The following is a 2,484-nucleotide window of genomic DNA, read 5'->3' as shown; positions in this document are numbered from 1 at the left end:
GCATTGCCTCCACCGATCACACCAACCCTCTTACCTATTTTAATCTTTTTTTTAAGGTTCGCATCTTTTAGGAATTCCATAGCATATAGGACACCATCTGCATTCTCATTTGGGATGTCTAATTTCAGTGATTTATGTGCGCCTGTAGCAATAAATACCGCCTTGTATTCCTTCAAAATATCATCAAAGAGAACATCATTACCTACAGTAACATTGGTTTTAATCTTTACACCTGCGTTTCTAATATTTTGAATATCAATATCAAGAATTTCCTTTGGCAATCTATATTCTGGTATGCATACGGCAAGCGCACCCCCCGCAACAGGTAAAGATTCAAAGACAGTAACATCATATCCTTTCTCTGCAAGATAGTAACTTGCAGTCAGTCCTGCCGGACCGGAGCCTACAACAGCTACTTTCTTTCCAGTTGGCGCGCGCTTTTTAATCACTTTTGCTCCTTCAGCTTGCTCCGTAACAAAGCGCTTGAGCTCACGTACAGCTATAGGCTCGTTCAGTTCGCTACGCCTACATTCACTCTCACAAGGTCTGTGGCAAACTCTTCCAAGTACAGAAGGAAATGGCACTTTCTCTCGAATCACATTATATGCCTCAGCAAACTTTTCTTTCTTGATAAGCCTAACGTAGCGCGGAACATCTATACCTGCGGGACAGGCGTTGCTACATGGAACTAGCTCTTTTTCACGTTCGGCCAGCATCATTATTTTCTTATCTGTCAACGCGCCGGTAGGGCAAACCTCAACGCATGCGCCACAGAACTTGCAATCAGAATCTTTAAGAGAAGCGCTTGAAATAGTACCTACAACAAACTCGCTACCATTCCAAACGAAGTCGAGCGCGCCTACTCCTCGTATATCCTTGCATACTCTAACACAACGCAAGCACCCTATGCATAAATTATAGTCGCGTTCAAATAAAGGCTCATCTTTCAAGCTCGGAAGCCCTCTGGACTGGTATCGGGTAAGCTCTGGTTTGATTCCAATGTACTCAGCAACCTTTTGTAGCTCGCACCTACCAAGCTTAGGGCAGCAGCGCTCGTTTACAGGCACATTAAGCGAGCAGGGCTCTCTGCTACAGCCTTCACGCTCAGCGCAAGTCAAGCATGCGTGAGGATGGTTAGCAAGAATTTGTGCTAAGTTATCGCGTCTTAGCTCTTTGAGGCGTGGAGTGTTAGTGTGGACAACCATTCCCTCAGTAACGAAAGTATTGCATGCAAGTGAAGTGGTTTGCGCACCTTCAATCTCAACTACGCAAAGCTTACAACCTTCAAACTCTTTGGGAAAAGAGTTTCTGACCAGCTCGTTACCGCGATAAATAGCATTGCCTGGCTTCATGCCAATTGCAGGTGGTAAGTTAGGATGGGCGCAAAGTGCTGGAATGTATATACCCACGCTCTTAGCAGCGTCTAGTACAGTTGAACTTTCCTCAACTTTGACCTCTACATCGTCAATAGTCAGTGTTATCATTTTTTTCATTTTAGCTTCTTACACCTGCTTAATTGTTCCAATCGCTACCAAGAGTGCGTAATCGCTCCTCGTTCGCAAGCCAGTATGCACGGCAACTTCCTTTCGCCACTCGTGGGCTTGCAAGGTGCGCAAGTATATTTGATTTTCTTGCGTTCTTCTAACTTTACTAGTGCTACAGGCTCTTCTCGGAGAGGGTCGTTTTCATCAGGTCCTACTACCATAACACCGTAAGGGCATGCTTCTACACACTTACCGCATCCGTCGCACTTATCTGTATCGATAGTAATGAAATACTCTCCGGAGCCGTCTTTGTAGCCGTAGTTAGCCAACATATTTTTCTCACTTTTTATGTAGCTTTCTGCGCTTTTTCGAATAGAGCCTTTGCGAAAAGCGCTCCACCAACAGCTCCTACGATCTGAGTATCAAAATTCGGTGTAAGTGCCTTGATGCCTAGTTCGTTTTCTAATCTTTTTACAACGCCCTCGTTTTTAGCAATGCCACCAGTAATAGCAAAATCTTTTTCTACGCCCACGCGCTCTAGCAATGTAAATATTCTATGAGCCATTGCCGAGCAATATGCAGCCAGTACTTTGCTTTTAGGCCATCCTTCGCGTAGTAGCCCGGTAGCCTCTGATTTTGCGAATACTACACAAGTACTGCTTACCGGCGGAGGCTCTATTTCGACTTCTAATGAAAGTTTACCAACCTCTTCGATAGGCACAGCTAATAGGTCTGCAAATACTTCCATACCTCTACCTGTGCCGGCAGCGCATTTATCGTTCATAAGGAATGCAGTTACCTTGCCCCGCTCATCACAGCGTATCGCCTTGCAATCCTGCCCACCCATGTCCAGCACTGTTCTTACAGTATTGCCGTACATAAAATTAGCGCCTCTAGCATGACAAGCTATCTCTGTTATCGCTTTGTGAGCAAAAGGAACGTTTACTCGTCCGTAACCAGTTCCTACAATGTAATGAATATTTTCTATTTTAAGACCTGT

The 2,484-nt window shown here is 44.7% G+C and carries 3 protein-coding genes; all 3 read right to left on the bottom strand.

Annotation, left to right across the window (positions count from 1 at the left end):
* A partial coding sequence (locus QMD21_07555) for an FAD-dependent oxidoreductase (protein ID MDI6856618.1) occupies window positions 1-1,493 on the bottom strand: 1,493 nt, incomplete at its 3' end.
* Between the two features lie 35 nt (window positions 1,494-1,528).
* Window positions 1,529-1,816 (bottom strand): 4Fe-4S binding protein, encoded by a 288-nt coding sequence (locus QMD21_07550; protein ID MDI6856617.1) that lies wholly within the window; start codon window positions 1,814-1,816, stop codon window positions 1,529-1,531.
* Window positions 1,817-1,830: 14 nt separating this feature from the next.
* On the bottom strand, window positions 1,831-2,484 hold a 654-nt coding region (locus QMD21_07545; GenBank protein ID MDI6856616.1), incomplete at its 5' end, for an acyl-CoA dehydratase activase.

This window comes from Candidatus Thermoplasmatota archaeon (assembly GCA_030018475.1).
GTDB lineage: Archaea > Thermoplasmatota > JASEFT01 > JASEFT01 > JASEFT01 > JASEFT01.
The sequence above is the reverse complement of the archived record's forward strand: the minus strand, read 5'-3'. Positions and strand labels throughout refer to the sequence as shown.

Bases quoted from the DNA above. Each gene is read 5' to 3' on its own strand.
- QMD21_07550 (MDI6856617.1), bottom strand. From the start codon at position 1,816: ATGTTGGCTAACTACGGCTACAAAGACGGCTCCGGAGAGTATTTCATT.